The 17692-nt window shown below is 49.2% G+C and carries 18 protein-coding genes; 5 read left to right on the top strand and 13 right to left on the bottom strand.

All coding sequences use genetic code 11. The features are described from left to right. Positions 1 to 3 precede the first annotated feature (3 nt). Both B9G79_RS04210 and B9G79_RS04205 read right to left on the bottom strand, forming a co-directional pair. On the bottom strand, positions 4 to 366 hold the full coding sequence (locus B9G79_RS04210; protein WP_088564443.1) for a hypothetical protein: 363 nt from the start codon (positions 364 to 366) through the stop codon (positions 4 to 6). A gap of 50 nt (positions 367 to 416) precedes the next feature. Next, positions 417 to 1097 carry a L,D-transpeptidase gene (locus B9G79_RS04205; RefSeq protein ID WP_088564442.1) on the bottom strand — a complete coding sequence of 227 codons (681 nt, stop codon included), beginning with the start codon at positions 1095 to 1097 and terminating at the stop codon, positions 417 to 419. A gap of 294 nt (positions 1098 to 1391) precedes the next feature. Here B9G79_RS04205 and B9G79_RS04200 point away from each other — a divergent pair, with 294 nt between their 5' ends. After that, positions 1392 to 1874 (top strand): hypothetical protein, encoded by a 483-nt coding sequence (locus B9G79_RS04200; RefSeq protein ID WP_088564441.1) that lies wholly within the window; start codon positions 1392 to 1394, stop codon positions 1872 to 1874. Between the two features lie 107 nt (positions 1875 to 1981). Further along, entirely contained in the window at positions 1982 to 4888 is a 2907-nt protein-coding gene (locus B9G79_RS04195) for a hypothetical protein (protein ID WP_232469145.1), read from the top strand. 53 nt (positions 4889 to 4941) lie between these two features. Here the strand turns inward: B9G79_RS04195 and B9G79_RS04190 are convergent, their stop codons facing one another. From B9G79_RS04190 to B9G79_RS04140, 11 genes are all read right to left on the bottom strand, one after another. Further along, positions 4942 to 5217 (bottom strand): KH domain-containing protein, encoded by a 276-nt coding sequence (locus B9G79_RS04190; protein WP_088564439.1) that lies wholly within the window; start codon positions 5215 to 5217, stop codon positions 4942 to 4944. 175 nt (positions 5218 to 5392) lie between these two features. Continuing rightward, on the bottom strand, positions 5393 to 6892 hold the full coding sequence (gene proS / locus B9G79_RS04185) for a proline--tRNA ligase (protein ID WP_088564438.1): 1500 nt from the start codon (positions 6890 to 6892) through the stop codon (positions 5393 to 5395). Positions 6893 to 6910: 18 nt separating this feature from the next. After that, entirely contained in the window at positions 6911 to 8284 is a 1374-nt protein-coding gene (locus tag B9G79_RS04180) for a sigma-54-dependent transcriptional regulator (RefSeq protein ID WP_088564437.1), read from the bottom strand. Positions 8285 to 8301: 17 nt separating this feature from the next. Then, positions 8302 to 10506, bottom strand: coding sequence for a sensor histidine kinase (locus B9G79_RS04175; RefSeq protein ID WP_232469144.1), 2205 nt, complete (start codon positions 10504 to 10506; stop codon positions 8302 to 8304). 15 nt (positions 10507 to 10521) lie between these two features. Then, positions 10522 to 11061: a 6,7-dimethyl-8-ribityllumazine synthase gene (ribH, locus tag B9G79_RS04170; protein WP_088564435.1), complete on the bottom strand. Its 540-nt coding sequence runs from the start codon at positions 11059 to 11061 to the stop codon at positions 10522 to 10524. Then, positions 11061 to 12191: a 3,4-dihydroxy-2-butanone-4-phosphate synthase gene (ribB, locus tag B9G79_RS04165; protein WP_088564434.1), complete on the bottom strand. Its 1131-nt coding sequence runs from the start codon at positions 12189 to 12191 to the stop codon at positions 11061 to 11063. Before ribB ends, ribH begins: the two co-directional genes overlap by 1 nt. 2 nt (positions 12192 to 12193) lie before the next feature. Continuing rightward, complete coding sequence (locus B9G79_RS04160) at positions 12194 to 12793, bottom strand: riboflavin synthase (protein ID WP_088564433.1); 600 nt, start codon at positions 12791 to 12793, stop codon at positions 12194 to 12196. 85 nt (positions 12794 to 12878) lie between these two features. Further along, on the bottom strand, positions 12879 to 14075 hold the full coding sequence (locus tag B9G79_RS04155) for a hypothetical protein (protein ID WP_232469143.1): 1197 nt from the start codon (positions 14073 to 14075) through the stop codon (positions 12879 to 12881). 309 nt (positions 14076 to 14384) lie between these two features. Then, positions 14385 to 14711 carry a CZB domain-containing protein gene (locus B9G79_RS04150; protein WP_088564431.1) on the bottom strand — a complete coding sequence of 109 codons (327 nt, stop codon included), beginning with the start codon at positions 14709 to 14711 and terminating at the stop codon, positions 14385 to 14387. Between the two features lie 85 nt (positions 14712 to 14796). Then, positions 14797 to 15291 carry a hypothetical protein gene (locus B9G79_RS04145; protein WP_088564430.1) on the bottom strand — a complete coding sequence of 165 codons (495 nt, stop codon included), beginning with the start codon at positions 15289 to 15291 and terminating at the stop codon, positions 14797 to 14799. A 68-nt stretch (positions 15292 to 15359) separates the two neighbouring features. After that, positions 15360 to 15866, bottom strand: coding sequence for a hypothetical protein (locus B9G79_RS04140; protein ID WP_088564429.1), 507 nt, complete (start codon positions 15864 to 15866; stop codon positions 15360 to 15362). Positions 15867 to 16031: 165 nt separating this feature from the next. Here B9G79_RS04140 and B9G79_RS04135 point away from each other — a divergent pair, with 165 nt between their 5' ends. Genes B9G79_RS04135 through B9G79_RS04125 form a run of 3 tightly spaced genes read left to right on the top strand, consistent with a single transcriptional unit; the run spans position 16032 to position 17676 of the window. Continuing rightward, positions 16032 to 16577 carry an AAA family ATPase gene (locus tag B9G79_RS04135; protein ID WP_088564428.1) on the top strand — a complete coding sequence of 182 codons (546 nt, stop codon included), beginning with the start codon at positions 16032 to 16034 and terminating at the stop codon, positions 16575 to 16577. Between the two features lie 14 nt (positions 16578 to 16591). Next, positions 16592 to 17236, top strand: coding sequence for an AAA family ATPase (locus B9G79_RS04130; RefSeq protein ID WP_088564427.1), 645 nt, complete (start codon positions 16592 to 16594; stop codon positions 17234 to 17236). Further along, the gene (locus B9G79_RS04125; RefSeq protein ID WP_088564426.1) at positions 17233 to 17676 is read left to right on the top strand and encodes a hypothetical protein; all 444 of its coding nucleotides are present in this window, start codon (positions 17233 to 17235) and stop codon (positions 17674 to 17676) included. The genes B9G79_RS04130 and B9G79_RS04125 overlap by 4 nt, the downstream gene beginning before the upstream one ends. The last annotated feature ends 16 nt before the right edge of the window (positions 17677 to 17692 follow it).

Genomic DNA, 17692 nt, shown 5'->3' with positions numbered 1-17692 from the left:
AAACTATTTTCCTTGCGCGTGAGTGCGGATGTCTTCGATATGCTGAACAAAGCGGCCATACTCGACGCCTTCGGCACACCCTTCTTTGCGGGTTTCTTTTTTGGAGATCTTATTAATATAGATATAAGTGCCGGCATGGCAGCGCGCTTTGCCTGCGGAGGCCGGGCCTCTTTCAACCTGCTTCCAGGCTGCGGCGACTTTGGGTGGAAGAGATTTTCCCAATATCTTGCCATCAAACGTGTAAACACCCTTGTCCTTTTTCAGGATATCAATCTTGCGGATGCCCATTTTATTGGTGCGATCCAGAATGACCTCGTTGGCAAGACAGGAAGCGGAAATAAAGAAAACGAGCAGGAAATATCTCATTGTTTCAGTTTATTAGGTAAGCCTTCCGTTTGCACCCGACGATAGTCCATTTAATATCCCTCAACAACGATCAGTGTGCGGTACTTCACCGCGCGAATCACATTGCCCCGCCAGTCCCGGGCCACAGCTCCGTTGGGTCGAATAACGGGAACCAGACCTTTCCCTTCCTGCACGACCCGTTCGTAGATGTACTTTGCATTATCGCGATGCAGGCGGACACATCCACCGGAAGCGCGGCGGCCCAATTGATAATTGTGCGCGGAATTTGCGGCATGCAGGGCAACCCCGCCGTTAAAGAAGACACTGAATTCCATATTGGTTTGCCAAGTTTGTGAGTAGTGATTGCGCACAATCGAATAAGGATAGAACCATCCCGGCGGCGTTGTGGTGAAGTATTGCCGTCCGCTTTTGGCCGTCTCCCAGCGTTCCCTCCCCGTTGATATTTTCCAGGTGTTTGTCAGGTTTCCATTCTGAATCACCCGCATGGTCTGGGCTTCATAACCGTAAGCGTTTTTATTGGCGACAAGAACGATCGGGAACTCCCGAGCCACATTCAGGGACTCGATCGAGTCAAAATCCCGCAGGCTCAGGACATTATCGTTCATTTCAGTACGTGGAAACCCCGCCTCTGCGGCAATCTCATCCGGAGTCATCAGGTCATCCAATGGCTCCGATTCGGCAAGCGCATTTACAGACAGCAACATCACCAATGAAAGAATGAAGGATTTCATGAGACCTCCCGGTTTACCACTTATGTTACCCTGGCAGACCCTGCAAACTCCCGCGGAGAATCAGAGCTTAATGACATAAGACTTTCCGGCTATTGGAATGTAGCAGTTGTTCGGCGTGTTCGTTAGATTAATTCAAACACTCAATCTATTACCTTTGCCCAGTCCGGCCCCTATCGATCCTTACTGAAGACCGACGAAACGTTTTGTATACTCAATTCAAGTTCCAAAGAGCCGCAGACTGTATTTTGATTCAAAATATATGCTGAAAACCATATACCACCGCAAAGGCAGCGCATGAAAACAAAGGTTACCGGAAGCACCATTGAAATTTCTATTGAAGGACCTATCAGTGAAAAAGCGTCTTTGTTTGAAGCCAGCATACAGGCCTATAAAGAAATCAAACTGAACTTGTCAAAGGTCACTTTCATCAACTCCATTGGCGTAAAGAATTGGATTCTATGGACTTGCAGAATCCCGCAGGACGCCACACTTTATCTGGAAGAATGTCCGTTCGTAATTGTGAATCAGATCAACATCGTTCAGGGATTTGTTCCCAAAAATTCTTTTGTTACATCTTTTATGGCGCCTTTCCTTTGTGAAAAATGCTCACACGAACAAATCGTCAAACTCTCAAAAGATGTTCACTACTTTTACACTAATGATCAAAGTCCCTACAAAATTCAGATTCCAGAGGACATGAAATGTGCAAAGTGTGGCGGAACAATGGAGGCGGATTTCATTATGGATAAAACATTTAGCTTCCTCAAAAATTCATGAGCAATTCTCAAACGTCACTGTACATACACACATAAATCATCGATAGTAAAAGAATGCAGAAGAAATGGTTTGCAGCATTGATTGGAGCCGTTGGATTAGTCGGAGGGTTGGCATACTACTTTGGCTTATCCGGCATTAATACCGTAGACGAAACTTCATTTGGCAAACCTCTTGCCGTAGTCCGCGAGAAGAAAAAAGATGTCAAACACAAGTATCCCGGTGATTTCTTCTGGCGCACCAGCGATGACGGACAAAAGCTGTTCAACGGTTCAGAGGTCTTCGTCGGTGGACAGTCCTCCACTGTACTTTTTTTCTCTGGCGGACGTCGCGCGCGTTTGTCTGAAAACACTTTGCTCCGAATTTCTGAAGACAACTCTGACAAGAACAAGCTGATTTTAAGTCTGAATGACGGAGGCTTCAATATTCGCAGCATGCAAGCCGACCAGATGGGTCTGGTACTTCGTGTTGGTGAAGGCAGCCTCAAAATTCGCCCGGGTTACAACTACGACCTTCACGTAAAGAAAAAAGAAGATGCTTTGGGTCTTTCAATGGCCTCCGGAAATCTTGTTATGGATGGAGTTACGGACAAGTCCAGCCTGTCCCAGGGTGAAAGTGTCGTTGTCAGAGATCGCAACCATGCCAACAGCGCACCCGGAAATTCCAATAGCGTTGAACTTTATATTGACCAGGTTATCGACCCGACCATAAAGCTGATCTCCCCGGTGGAAAAACAGATCGTTTATAAGGGCGAAAAAAGCACCGTTTTCCTCTGGGAATGCAGCCCGTCGGATCGACAGGTTCTGGAATACTCCACTCACCCGGACTTCTATGAAAATGTAAAAGAGTTCAATGTAACCGGACAGAAGCTGTACCCTATCCCAATGGAACATATGCAAGGCGATGTCTTCTGGAGAATCGTCTCTTACACCGAAGGCATTGCAAAGTACTCCAGTCCGTCCTATTTCAAAGTAGCCAACCTGCAGCCCGCAGCTTTCAAAGAGGTCAACGTTCACTTTGTTGAGCGGGGTAAGTGGCAATTACTGGCCACGGTACAAAGTACAGACCCGGAAGCCCGCTATGAATTTCAGCTGAGCCGTTTTGAAAACTTCTCCGAACCTTATGATGCCTATGTTGGGGCTCCGCCATTCCGCTCCTTGATTGATCAGGATGGAAAGTTCTTCCTGCGTATGCGCCGCCTATACAGCAATCAGTTGGTTTCGGAGTGGACCAGCACGAAGGTTCTTCAAATTCGCCCGCCAATCGTCGCACCAACATTAACTTTGGCACCGAACACTGAATACTCTCAAGGTGTGACGACAGCCACCTTCTCCTGGAATATGGTTGCTGATGCAGAGTTTTACTTGCTCCGCCTGTCCAGCACCTCCAGCTTTATTTCCTCCAATGTGATACGACTGCCGAAGAATAAACAGGATTACAGTATTTCTGAAAGCCTGACCCAAAATATGTATGCCGTCATCCAGGCAGAGGCCGCAGAAGGTGAAGTCTCTCCAATTTCAAATATCGTCACACTTCAGCCACCTTCTAACGCTGCTAAAGGCAGCCTTGCAAAAGCCGGCAGCAATAGAAGTGGCGATGCCGGCTCAGCTTCAGCTGCTGCCAACCTGACACTCCTTAGTCCCGCCAACAACTCCGTCGCCTATGTCGACAAGCCCGTAGAGTTGAAATGGTCCGGCCCGGCGGTGACTCTTGAACTGTCGCCAGTCCGACAGTTTTCACAGAATGTGGAAAAACTCAAAGTCGCTGGAACTACAAACCTTGGAATAACCCGAAAAACTCCAGGATCGCTATATTGGCGTTTGGTTGGAACTGACGGCAGACCCACGGAAGCGCGTCGTCTTTCCCTGGTTGCTGTCTCGGATATTAACCTGGATCGAGCCCAGCTCCGCTTCATCGAAAGGGGCAAATGGGAGATCCTTGCCAAGGTCCGCGATGCAAAAAACCAGGAGCAATTCAATTTGCAGCTCAGTCGCACTGAAGACTTCAAAAAAATTGAAGATAGCTATAAAGGCACTCTGGCGAACGGATTTAAGATATCCACTCCCGGCGAATACTTCATTCGAGCCCAAAGGTTACTCGCTGATAAACCTGCTTCCAAGTGGTCCAATGCAGCCTCTGTGGATATTCGGGCTCCCCTAAGCACCCCAGTACTGACAGAAAAAAAAGAAGATCTGATCAGTCCGATCGCAGTTCGAGTCACCATCAACTGGAAGCCAGTCCCATTTGCAAAAGACTATCTTATTGAGGTGGCTGACACACCAATGTTCGGGAATGTTCAACTTAAGATTAAAGTGAACGAAACCAAATATGCCGTCGAACACGCCACCAAAGAGCCCAGCTTTGTGCGTGTACTTGCACGATCACAGGAAGGTGAACTTTCTCCAGCCTCCGAAGTTTTCAAAATCAAAGGTGTTCTGCCAGGACCGGTCATTGAAAGATATGAGATCACTTACGCTAACATCGAGAAATCGAAAGACAGCGACAGCCTGCATATTCTGTGGACCCATAGAAAGAATGCCAAGAAGTACGTTGTCGAAGTGGCACGCACTGAAGACCTTAAGAACTCCACCCGTATCGAGACCAAAAATATTGAGATCTTCATGCCGATCAAGGAAGTGGGTTGGTACTACTTCCGCATGATCCCGATTTCCGAAAATCCGGACTTCTTCGACACTCCGTCTAAAGTCTATGGCGTGGAGTACCGCAAGCAAGCCGACCTGATTGCCGCAGAAATGGATGCGCCAGCCAAAGGAGCCAACTTCAAGGCAGGTGAGGCCATACGCTTTGCATGGGGACAGATTCTTAGCGCCGCTTGGTATGAACTAGAAGTTTCCAACCAACAGGACTTCAAAGGCAGCACCGTCTATAAGATTGAAGCCCGAGACTATTATCTGCGCCAAGGACTTACACAAGGTCGCTGGTACTTTAGAATCCGCGGGCGCAGTTCCAGCCAGGTTTCACCCTGGTCCAATACAAGCTTCATCGATGTTCAATAAGAAAAGAGCTCCCACCGGGAGCTCTTTAATTTTAAGCATTCTATTTTTCTCAGCTATACAACAAGCTCGATGATTGCGCGAAACCCATGGCTTCCAGCCATTGCCGCCAGAATATTGCGCAACGAAGTAATGTTCTTTCCCTGGGCCCCAATCAACTTTCCACGATGTTCTTGAGGAACATTGATTTGATACACTGTCGTGCGTTCGCCGGAAGCGTATTTCACCTCAATACCTTCTGCACCAGAAGCCATTTCTTTGACCACATTCTCCAGCAAATATGCAATGCGATCCCTAACTTCACTCTCTTGCGTTTTAACTACTGCTAACACATCCGCCTCCGTTAACTTTTTTAATCGTCAACGTTGGACGCAAAAAGCGCAATGCAAGCATACAAAGACACGACCCCAAAGTGTTCCCGGAGAATTATTTCATGAACATTATGAAATGATATAAATCTTGATCCTTTTTTAACACAAAAGAAGGCCCTCACTGAGGGCCTTCTTCCTAATAGGACTTGGCGAAAAGAACCCAGCTCGTCGCGGGCTTGCCAGAGAAGATGCAGTTACCCTGTACAGGCTCCTGATCCAGCGGCATACAACGTGGAGTCACTTTCAACTGCGCCAGCAGCTCATGCCCCATCCCGGCTTCACACCAAGGAACCTTGGCAAAGCCCGGAGCCGTGTTTTCACCACCGGTGAAGTACTTTTCAAAGTCCTGCAGGTTCGTGATGGTTTTGATACTTTCATCGCGCATTTGTTTCGCGCGTTCAAACATACCATCCTGCATTTCCTGAAGAAGATGAGTGATGTTGGCCACGAAAGCGTTTCTTTCCATGGAAGCTTTCTCTTTCGGACCGCGGTCACGGCGGCCGACGAAGACTTCACCTTTTGCCATATCACGAGGACCGACTTCCACACGTACCGGAACACCCTGCTTGATGTACTGCCATGCTTTTTCCCCGCCACGCATGTCACGATCATCGATCTTCACACGCACGGAAGAACCCACATAGCTCTGGGACTTAAGATCTTTTTCCAGAGCTTTTACATAATCCAGAACCTGAGCACGCTCTTCGTCGTTACGATAAATCGGAATGATCACGACATGCAGAGGAGCCAGTCTTGGCGGAACCACAAAGCCATTGTCATCACTGTGGGTCATGATCAGACCACCGATCAAACGGGTGGAAACACCCCAGGAGGTGGTCCATGCGAACTCTTCCTTGCCTTCGGCGCTCAGGTACTTGATCTCGGAAGCTTTGGCAAAGTTCTGACCCAGGAAGTGGGAGGTTCCCGCCTGCAGGGCTTTCTTATCCTGCATCAGTGCTTCGATCGTGTAAGTGTCAACCGCACCCGGGAATCTTTCATCCGGAGTTTTCATGCCTTTGATCACCGGCATCGCCATGTATTTTTCAGCGAACTCTGCATACACGTTCAGCATCTGCAAGGTTTCTTCCTGAGCCTCTTTCGCAGTGGCGTGAACGGTATGACCCTCCTGCCACAGGAATTCGGCGGTTCTCAGGAACATACGCGTGCGCATTTCCCATCTCATCACATTACACCACTGATTCACCAGAATCGGCAGATCACGATAGGATTTCACCCATTTTGCAAACTGGTGACCGATGATTGTTTCGCTTGTTGGACGGATGATCAGTGGTTCTTCCAGTTCACCATCCGGGATCAGCTTGCCGTTGCCATCACCTTTCAAACGGTGATGAGTCACAACCGCGCACTCTTTCGCAAAGCCTTCCACGTGAGCCGCTTCTTTTTCAAGGAAGCTCAACGGGATCAAAAGAGGGAAATAGGCATTCACATGGCCGGTGTCTTTAAACATGCGGTCCAAAACGCCCTGCATGTTTTCCCAAACGGCATAGCCCCAGGGTTTGATCACCATGCAACCGCGCACCGGAGAGTTTTCCGCCATATCAGCGGCAACGATCACCTGCTGGTACCACTCTGGATAGTTTTGAGAACGTGTCGGGGTAATTGCTGTATCTGCCATCTTGCTGTCTCTTTCCTTCTATTCTTTCGTATCAATTCCGTAGGCTTTGATCTTTCGGTGCAGGTAACTTCTTTCCAGACCAATCACCTCTGCTGTGCGCGAAATATTGCCGCTGTTTTCGCCAATCTTGCGCAGCAGATATTCTTTTTCAAACTGGGCGCGTGCCTCACGGAAGGTGGAAAGATCCTGCATCTCCACCGCCTTTTCGTCGTCTTTGTCGATCAGACCCGCGAAGCGCAGATCGTGAACGTCCACGAAATCGCCCGGAGTCAGAATGTACACGCGCTCAATAAAATTCTTCAGTTCACGAACGTTACCCGGCCACTGATAGGCCAGCATTTTTTCCACGCCTTTTTCTGAAAACGCTTTTTTCGGATAACCGCTTTCGCGGGAAACGTTGTCAGAGAAATAGGAAACAAGCACCGGGATGTCCTCGGGATGCTCTCTCAGCGCAGGCACGCGGAAAGGAATCACGTTCAGGCGATAGTAAAGGTCTTCACGGAAACGACCGTCCTTCACTTCTTTTTCAAGATCCTTCGAAGAGGCTGCGATCACACGAACATCGTTTTCGATCAATTCCGTACCGCCCACTCGGGTATAGGTACGGCTGTCGAGATACTTCAAAAGCTTGGATTGCGCCGCCTGATTCAGCTCGCCGATCTCAGCAATGTAAAGCGTTCCGCCCAAAGCCAGATCCAGTTTGCCTTTTTTCGTGCGCTCAACACCCGGCATGGCGCCTTTTTCGATTCCGAAAATTTCGGAATCCTGAAGGTCCTCAGGGATGCCACCGCAGTTGATTTCAACAAACGGACGACTGGCGCGAGAGCTCATGTAATGGATATTCTGCGCGACAAGTTCTTTACCGGTGCCCGCTTCGCCCTGGATCAGAACCCAGGAACTGGTCGGTGCCACGCGTGCGATGATTTGTTTCGTCGCCACGATGCTTGGAGCCTCGCCGATCAAAGCGATAGATTTACGAAGCTTGTTCAACAGAAGCGCTTTTTCTTCCTTCTGCTGCTGGTAGCTCAGGATATTGGAGATCACAATCAGGATCTTGTCCATGGAAAGAGGCTTTTCAATAAAGTCCCAGGCGCCCAGCTTGGTTGCCTTCACCGCAGTTTCGATGGTCCCGTGACCGGAGATCATTACGAACTCCACGTGAGGGAATTCTTTGCGCGCCAGATTCAGAACCTCGATACCGTCGTACTTACCCGGCATCCAGATATCCAGAAACACGATATCAGGCTGAACATCACGAATCGCCTGAATCCCGGTTTCACCATCATGGGCCAAAGAAACCTGATAGCCTTCATCACGCAAAGATGCAGAAAGCACATCACGAATCGGTGCTTCATCATCAATAATCAAAATTTTCGTATTCAGTGCCGTCATAACGACCCCTTTTCTTGCTAGGACTCCGACGGCTTCCATGCGCCGACTTCGTTCACTGGCATTTCAATAACCATCTTGATCCCTTTGGGTTCATTGGCCGTGGCACGAATAAACCCGTTGTGATCCTCGATAATCCTTTTCACAATGGCCAATCCTAGCCCAGTTCCGCCCTCTTTTGTAGAGTAGTATGGCTCAAAAATGCGACTTCGATCCGCTGCGGGGATGCCTTCGCCATTGTCCGCCACCGTCATACGCACGGTTTTGATGTCTTTATCGTAGCGCGTGGTGATTTTCACGCTGGGCTGTGACTCTTTTGCAACAGCCGAAACTGAGTTATCGACCAAATTGACCAGAACACGCTTGATCTGGTCCGGATCAAACTTAAAGTCCGGCAGCTCCAGATCCTTGCTGAATTCAAAGTCGATCTGCGGGTGGGCCTGACGGTACAGCCCCAGGGATTCTTCCACCACCGAGTTCAAATTCGCCACCACCGGACGGGCCTGTGGTAAACGGGCAAAGTTGCTGAACTCGTTCACCAGATTCTTAAGCCCATCCACCTGCTTCACGATCATGGTGGTGCATTCACTGAAAGCCGGGTCCGTGATCGAGCCCCCGAACTTGCGTTGCAGGCGTTCGGCGGAAAGTTTGATCGGCGTCAGCGGATTTTTGATTTCATGCGCGATACGACGGGCCACTTCCGTCCAGGCGGCCGCACGCTGGGCGTTCACAATCGGAGACATGTCGTCAAAGACCAGAATCTTACCGATGTCTTCGCCCTTTTCATCTTTCAGCATCGACAAAGTCACCTGCAACGGAATCGCTTCCCCCTGAACATTCAGGCGCAGCTCTTTTTGCAAGCTTTCAATCTTGTGATCGTGCATGGTTTTTTGCAGTTCCGCGAACGTGCGGAAATACTCCAGCGTCAGCAGATCTCGCACCGAATGCCCGATGTACTTTTCAGGGTCCACACGCAGCAACTGAGCCGCATGACGATTGATCGTGGTTACAACCCCGGCCTTGTCCACCGAGATCACCCCGGCGCTGACGTTTTTCAAAACCGTGTCGGTGTAGCGCGCGTGTTGATCCAGTTCGGCCAGCGTGCTTTCCAGGGTCACAGTCATCGAGTTAAAGCTTTGAATCAAGTCGGCAATCTCTTCTGAACCGGCTTTGACGTCCAGGGGAGTATAATCCCCCCCGGCAACCCGGCGGGTGGCGCGGCCCAGTTGCACGATCGGCACTGACAACTGTTTTGCCAAATAGAATCCAAACCACGTTGCCGCCAGCAGAATCACGAAGGTCATCAGAACCAGAATATACAGATAGATCGACTTCAACGGATATTCCAGCGGATTGATGTCGCGGAATTCATCGTAGGCGGTCGAAATGTCATTCATCTTGGAAATCAATGAAAGCGGCAGAAAACTTGAAACGACAACCGCGCCCCGCTCGGCGCCCTCTTGCACTGGTACAATCACACGCACCAGGTTGCCGTCACCAAACTGGTGAATGATACTGGCTTCAGCCTGAAGTTTGATACCTTTTTGCAGGAACTCCAGTGAGACTGCCGGCACCGTCGGGACCGTGTCATCTTCGGCCGACACCACCACGCGCTTGCCAAACAGCGATGGATAATACTCGACCGCATCCAGGCTGAAATCCTTGCGCAGCTGTTCCACCTTTTTTTCGATGGCACGCTGATCACGCAGCGGACGAAGGGAATCCGCAATCTGATGGGCGAAGTGATAGTTCTTTTTCTTGGCGTTGAAGTAATAGGCGTTGGTGACTTCGATGGAGCTTTTCAGAACCCCGGCCATCTTCGCACTGAACCATTTGTCGAAGCTGGAGTTGATATAAAACACCGAGATGATGAACATCAGCACGGTCGGAATAAAGCTGAACGCCACAAAGGCCGCGACCAGTTTGGCCTTTAAGCTTGAGCCAAAGACTTTGCCCTGCCTTTCCACGAACACCTTCACGACATTGCGGAAGATCATGAACAGCAGAAGCAACAGCAGGATGATGTTGAAGTTCACCAGACCGAAGAAGAAGATACTGTGAACAAACGGAAGCTGCTGACTGGTGGCGAACAGGCGGATCTCAAACCACGTCAGAAGACCAAATAAAAACGACACCACAAGAACCAAAATGATCTCGCGGCGTCGCTTTTTAAACTCCTGGGGACCAGGAGGAAGAAACTCATCCTTAAGGGGCGTATTTTCCATAGCCCCCATGCTAGATTACTTTCTTACTTTTTTCTTCTTTTTTTGTGTTTTTGCCGCAGCTTTTGCAGGCTTCTTGGCCGCTTTCGCAGGGGCTTTTTTAGCCAGCATCAGAGCTGTCTTCATGGCCGCAGGGATTTCCTGGGTCAGGCCGATCATTTCCATCGTCACCTGAGCCGCTTCTTCACCCTTGTTGCCATGTTCGCCACCGGCACGGGCGAAAGCCTGCTCTTCGTTTTCAGTCGTCAGAACGCCGAAACCGATCGGTTTTTTGTAATCAAGCATAAGACGGGTTACGCCGTCAGTCACAGAGTTGCAAACATAGTCATAGTGAGAAGTGTCACCGCGGATCACCACACCCAAAGCCACAACACCGTCACAGCCCGCCTCAAGGAACGCCTGGCACGCCAATGGGATTTCCACCGCGCCCGGAACCAAAGCTGCAAAGATCTCTACGTCTTCACAGGACTCCAGATAGCTGATAGCGCCTTCTTCAAGTTTAGAGGTGATTTCCTGATTCCAACGAGCGGTGACAACACCAACTTTGATTTTTCCCATTATTTTGGTCCCTTCAAGTTTTCCATTGCGACAATTTCAACGATTTCGATATCAAAGGCCTTCAAGCCGACTTTCTTTTCAGGCTTGTTGGTCAAAAGACGGATTTTGTTCGCACCGATTTCACGCAGGATCTGCGCACCGATGCCGTAATCACGCTCATCCATCAGCGGCGTCGTCGGACGGATGTCCTCAAGACCCACCAGCACATTCAGCTCCTGAGCAAGACCTGTGGTGCGGTTGTTCCCGCGAAGCAACACAAAAGCCCCATGATCTTCCTGCGCAATCGCCTTGATGCTTTCAAGCACAGACGAAGCCCCACGCTGAACCACCGCCATAAAGTCACGGGTGAAGTTGTCCACGTGGACACGAACCAAGGTTGGATGATCTTTCTTGATCTCACCTTTTTGAATCACCAAATGTTCCAACCCATCCACGGTGCTGCGGAAAACGCGCGCCTGCATATTTTCACCAAAAGACGCCGGCAGTGGAATGCTGGTCAGCTCTTCCACCAAAGTTTCATTGGCTAGACGGTATGCAATCAGATCCACGATCGTGCCGATTTTGATACCGTGCTTTTTTGCGAACTCACGCAGGTCACCCACGCGAGCCATAGTGCCGTCATCGTTCATCACTTCGCAGATCACCGCAGCCGGATTCAACCCCGCCAGACGAGCCAGATCCACGCTGGCTTCCGTGTGACCGGCACGCTTCAAAACCCCGCCCTGCTGGGCGCGGATTGGGAAGATGTGACCCGGCATGTGAATGTCAGCAGGTTTTGCATGCGGGTTCGCAGCCACTCGGCACGTCAGCGCACGGTCGGCAGCGGAAATACCGGTAGAGATCCCTTCAGAAGCTTCGATGCTGACCATGAACGCCGTTTTGTTCGGCGCAAAGTTCAGATCGTCACGCACCATCAGCGGAAGTTGCAGACGTTCCACCTGCTGGGCAGTCAGACAAAGGCACACCAGACCGCGGGCTTCTTTCACCATGAAATTGATATTTTGAGGCGTTGCGAATTCAGCCGCTAGAATCAGATCGCCTTCGTTTTCACGATCTTCGTCATCCACCAGGATAACCATCTTGCCATTACGAACATCATCGATGATCTCAGGGATTGTGTTGAATTCCATTGTTAGCCCTTTCTGACTTCCAAAGAACGTTGGATGGCGCGAGCCATGTAATCAGGCTCCACATTGATACGGCTGCCCGGCTTAAGCAGTCCCAAGTTTGTGCGTTTCAAAGTTTCAGGAATCAGGCAGACAGACACCACAGAGCCTGCAAGTTCGTTAACGGTCAGGCTGACCCCATTCAGAGTCACGCTGCCCTTTTTCCAAACATACGGCAGGATCGTGTCAGCCACTTTCACATCCAGGAAGAAGGACTCCCCCTCCAGATCCGCGCGGGTCACTGTCCCCAGGCTGTCGACGTGACCGGTCACCAGATGGCCGTGAATACGGTCGCCAAAACGCAAAGATCTCTCAAGATTGACTTGCTTACCCAGCCAGCTTTGCGGGTTCCATTCAAGAACCTTGATGGTCTCGGCCGCCAAAGCAAAGGTCATGGTTTGATCATCAAAAGCTTCCACGGTCAGGCAGGCGCCGTCACAGGCAATGCTGTCGCCGAGCTTTATGTCATTGAATTCAGAAGGTTTTTTGATTTTAATACGATAGGCATTGGTCAGCTCTTCAGAGCTTTCAATGGGCATCACAGATTCTACGATTCCAGAAAACATAGGGGCCTCAAGCTTGTGGCCGAGACCCTACATCTTTCCCCTGCCCGTGGCAAGGAAAGTGGCACTTTTACACTCTGAGAAAGCCCTAGCCGCGGCCCGGTTTTCCCGGGTTTTGATTGCCAATGGGCTTGGACGGGGTCTGAGTGCCTGGCGTGGAGGAATCCACCGGCTGAACCCCCGGATCCTGGGGCTTATAATCCGCCGCATGGAACTGGAACAGTTTTACTTTGGCTCCAATAACAGCGTTATTGGCATTTTGTTCAATCACGCGACCACGCGAGATCTCATCGCCCACCCAGTCGATCTCGATCTTGGCAACAGCCGAACCTGCCGCGGCACCACCACCCAGGTACTTCGAATTACAAGGCTCGCCTTCCCAGTAGTAGTCCTCGTTATAAACCAACAACTGGTCGCCCGCCTCCAGGCCCACATCCAAACCACCCACGATCACCAGATGCGTGTCGTGATTGGCCATCACACGGGTGTGCCATTCTTCCGATTTCAATCCGGAGTTCAGTTCACCCACGGCTTTGACCAACGCGTTCTTGGTCACTTGCGCCAGCGGAGTCTGATAGTATGCACTTGGCCCGATGGTGAAAGCACCGAAGTTCAGACCGAAGTTCACTTTGGTTTTGGTTTGTTTTGTCGTCACATTGGCGGCGGTCATGACTTTCGAGGTCAGCGGACGAGTTGCCATCATGGAAAGATCCAGTTGCGCCCACTCGACATTCAAGCCCGCCGAAGCCAGGCCATTCGTGGAATAGTTTCCTGCCGGAGTGAAACCTACCGTCAGACCACCACCACCGATCAATTCAAACGAATTCACCGCACCGGAAAGTTTCGCCTGCGGGATATTCACCATACACCACGCGGTTTGCGCGTACTGCACATTGTAGTTGTCTTTACCGACTGCCTGCGCGAACGCCTTCATCATCTGACCGTCCGCTTTGGTCAGATTGAAGAAGCTTTCATCCCCGCTGCGTGCCTGCTCGGGGGGAACAGCGATGGGAGGCGCATATCTTAGCGCAAACTCTTTGCTCTCCATGAGCACTCCGTAAATCTGTTCATTGGCAACAAACTGGAAGTCAAAAGAACCGTTAGGGAAGATCAGAGGACTGGAGCGGATCGCACCCATCTCAACAATCTTTTTTAGAACACGCGGTGGGGCTTCAACCTGCTTCTGTTCGCACTTCTGGTTCCCCATAGTCATGGCCGCACCGGCGATCATCACGCCCGCTTTGAAAAACTTCTTCGACCATTTTGCTGTGCCCTGTGATTTCATGATATTCCCTTTCCACTCCATCTATCGAGGCGGTTCTTGCACAGTATACGGAATGAAAAGGCTGGACCTTAAACCGGGTGTAAGTTTGCGAACTCATTTGCAAAAACGAAACCGGTTTCACCTTGAGACACGCTAAGTGTCTGAATTTGTTCGCAAGCATTGAAAACAGCAATTTTCAAAAAAAATTGCCTTGTCGAATGTTTAGACTGTTTAAGAAAAGTTGAATGGTGAAATCACTAGTGTGAATACTCTGAACGTCAAAACCTTGATCACAAAAAAACGAAATACCAATAAAGAATTTTCGGACGGCTACTTGGCCGCCCGCTCCAGCACCGCAATGCTGCTGACAATTTCCTCTGACAACAGCACAAACATTTCGCTCTTAATTAGTTCCCGGGCTTGCGATCGCTGCCCGGCATCTACCAGCGTCAGCACGGCGGAAACATAGTTGCAAAAAGCCTCGTGTTCTTTTTCCAGATGCTTAAACGCGGGCAGATGCGAAAGATTGTGCTTGTTGTCCTGCAACCAGAAAAGCAGATCCTCATCAGGGACCTGCAGCTCTGAACCGGTTTCCACAAAATTCCTAAGGCTGAGTTTGTATTTGGCGTGGGCCAGAACAATGTCGTTTATTCTCATGCGGGGATTCCTCCGAGGCTCTTGTCGGAGTGAATCCCTCTCACTGTATGATGCCGGTCATGACCTGCGAAAGATTCCGGGGCTTTTAGAAACTTCCGCCACCGGACAATGTGATAAAATATTGGGTCTCGCTTTTATTAAGAGTGAAATCGTTTTTATCCTTACGATCCTCGAAATACTGGAACTGCTGCACGCCTCCACCGATGCGCAAACCACCCAGGCCGAAGGTGATCCCGGCAACTCCAAATGCTGCATTGGAATTTTCAGAGGCAAAACGCAATCCCGGACCCGCATAAAGCTCAATCCCCAAAGTGCGGCTGCTGTTATACATCTCGTAATTGAAAAGGCCAGCGGTGTCGAAGCCATACACGGTGTTAATCTGGGACCCGAACTGAGTGAAGATGGAGTTTCTCCAGTTAAACCAGTTCACCGGGAAGTAATTCAAGCCCAGATGAATCTCGCTGTAGGATTCGCCATCACGGGAACCGGCAGAACCACTTAAGTCGTAAGAAACATACGAAGCCTGGGCCGCGCAGGAAAAGCCCATTGCCAGAATAAGCGCACCAATAAACTTTTTCATAGAACTCCATTTCGTTAAGTATCTGAATTACACCCGTAGTCTCAGTTGCAGGAACGAAACCAGTGCTTTTATTTTTTCAAAAACTCGAAATCGCGATCCATCACCGTCTTGCGCCCGTCAGCCCGTGCATTTTCAATCGCCCGGTCACACAAAATACGCACGTGATCCGAAAGCACATCCATCACCGAAGCCGAAGTGTTGTATTCAGAGCGCGCCTGAATATAGTCCTTCAAACGAGAAGCGATGATCAAAACTTCCTGAGGAGCTGCGGCCAAACTGCCCGCCGGAGCTGAAGAAGTGGAAGCCGTCGGGGACTTGACGATGATACGGGCCGGAGCGCGCTGATGGGATTCTTCAGCGGCCGCTGCATCTTTGGGAGCAACCTTTTCCACGGCCCCGGCATCGCGGTGTCTTGCCCCTGGCAGATGTGTTTCAAAACAAGGAACACTGCAAAAGACATAGCCCGTGCGTTCGTTATTGCAGGTAGAAACACTGCAGACGAAATATTTCGAACCATAATTGATGGGCTTCTTGCAGGAACTGCATTTACGCCAGAATGCGGTGGTGGCTTCCATAAAATCTCCTGCCACTATTGAAACACAACTCGGCAAGGCTAAAAACAAAAATTCCTTCAACTATGGTCTCAAGAAGCCCCCGACCTTTGACCTACCATATCCCAATAATACAATAAAGTGTTTATATTGTTGGACGAAGAACGCTCTGCGTGTTTTGATTTTAATATGAAAAAAGATACTTCTGACACTAGGCTCTCTAAGATTGGCATTTCCAATTTTCTTTCATTTGACAATCAATCGCCGGTTAAACTTGGGTCCCTCAATATTTTCGTCGGAAAGAATAGCTCTGGAAAATCCACCGTCTTGCACGCCTTAGCGTTACTGAGTGAGACAATGTATGATCCAAGCGAACAAACTGGAATGCTCTTAAGCGGAAACGGTATTAACCTAGGCACTTTTGAAAACGTCGTTCACAAAAACGACATTTCCAATCCAATAAAGTTTGACCTTTCATTTTCGTCCACTAGCTCTCCCGCATATGACCGATTGACGCTAAACCTTAAAGGCGAAGCAAATGATTTACGTCTTGGTATCAGCACAATGACTGGCTACAAAGCGCAAAGAAGAAGCTTTGTAATTCAAGGGAAAAGCGGAGGAGCTGCTAGCTTCATCAAAAATAAGAGCTCTATCTCTAAGCCAAGTTGGATAACTTGCAGATTTGATCATTTTCTTCCAATATCACCTATATCGGCCCATCAAGGGCTCCACTGAGTTCGATCTATCTCATGGAAGGCAGATATCCAGATAGAATTGACTCAGAAGCTGCGAATCTTGTAGCTTTTCTACTACGTCACACTCGTACCAATAGCGAAAGACTAAGACTAAACAGCGTAATTACCAAATGGCTTGGAGAGCGTCTCGAACTTATTGATAATACAAAACTTGAAAAGATGAAGGGCATTTCTGCCCATATTTTAAAAGGCACTGATCCGACGCTAAGAACTAGCGTGGCTTTAGCAAACACTGGCTATGGCGTATCTCAAGTATTACCGATTATCGTTGCTAAGGCCTTTTCAAATAAAGGTGCGATATTAATTGAACAGCCAGAACTTCATTTACACCCAAAAGCACAAGCAGAAATTGCCGAACTACTACTCGAAATGGCAGAAGAAGGGCACCAACTCTTTATCGAGACACATAGCGAGCATCTAATTTTACGTTTGCGCTCGTTAGTTGCACAAAAGAAGTCTCCCCTGCCACCAGATGAGATAAAGCTCTTCCACGTTAACAAAAAAAAGGATGGCTCAACTCTTGACGAAGTCTCAATTACCGAAACAGGCGATCTTGAAGGATGGCCAGAAGGGTTCTTCTCAGCATCAAGTGAAGACATTAGTGCCATTCTCCGCGCAAAGATGAGTGTAAAAAAATGACAGTTGTGCTTGATACTAACGTCCTTCTCGATTCAAAAAAGGATATCACAGCAACTGACGCGCCAGTCGCCGAAATAGACGGCGCATTGCGAATCCTTATTAAGTTAACGGATGCCACTTCTGATTTCAAAATTGGAGTTACTCCTGCAATATTGCAGGAGTATCTTATTAAAAATGCGATAGAAGATCTTATTTACAGGTTTCTACTCGACAACAACAAGATAGTAACATTAAAACCTGTAAAGATTTCGGGTGGCCAAAAGGCAGACCTAGGCAAGTACGTTGATGCCGATGATCAACAATTTTTGCTTGCCGCTGCGGCTATAGAATTAAAGGTAAAGAAGTTATTTACTCGAGACCCTAAAACTACCAAAAGTGCGTCAATTCAGTACTGCAAGAAGAACTTTGCGGTTGTCATAAAGTTGGCCAGCTCTTTTTAGCAGCCTTCAGTACATA

It is taken from the genome of Bdellovibrio bacteriovorus, from assembly GCF_002208115.1.
Taxonomy (GTDB): domain Bacteria; phylum Bdellovibrionota; class Bdellovibrionia; order Bdellovibrionales; family Bdellovibrionaceae; genus Bdellovibrio; species Bdellovibrio bacteriovorus_C.
This window is presented reverse-complemented; position numbering and strand designations above follow the sequence as displayed.